Genomic DNA, 581 nt, shown 5'->3' with positions numbered 1-581 from the left:
TCGCCGAGCGCGCGGATCTGCCCGGCCGGGCCGTCCTCGCCCCGGCGCAGCGTCCCCCACACCCCCGCGTCGGGCGCGCACTGCTCCAGCGCCACGGTGAGCACCGGGTGCCCCGACACCTCCGCGAACAGCCGGAAACCCTCCCCCGCCAGCTTCTCCACGACCGGCCCGAAGCGGACCTGGTCCCGCAGGTTCGACCACCAGTAGGCCGCGTCCACCGGCTCCGTGACCCGCTCCCCCGTCACCGTCGAGAACCACGGAACACGCGGCACCGCACCCCGCACCCCGACCAGACCCGCGACAACCGCCTCCCGCACCTGCTCCACCTGCGGCGAATGCGACGCGTACCGCACCTCCACCAACCGGGCCCGCACCCCCCGCTCCTCACACCACGACACGAACGCCGCCAACCGCGACCGCTCACCCGCCACCACCACCTGCGACGGACCGTTGTCCGCCGCCACCGACAGATCACCCCACCCACCCGACGGCTCCAACCACCGCACCACATCCGCCACCGGCGCCCCCACCGACAACATCCCACCGTCACCCACGAGATCCACCAACGCCCCGGAACGCGC

General features: G+C 73.8%; 1 protein-coding gene. It reads right to left on the bottom strand.

The genetic code is table 11. The features are described from left to right. On the bottom strand, positions 1-539 hold a 539-nt coding region (locus tag PUR61_RS09135; protein WP_329877588.1), incomplete at its 3' end, for an acyltransferase domain-containing protein. Positions 540-581 lie beyond the last annotated feature (42 nt).

The sequence above is a fragment of the Streptomyces sp. BE20 genome (assembly GCF_036322525.1).
GTDB lineage: Bacteria > Actinomycetota > Actinomycetes > Streptomycetales > Streptomycetaceae > Kitasatospora.
This window is presented reverse-complemented; position numbering and strand designations above follow the sequence as displayed.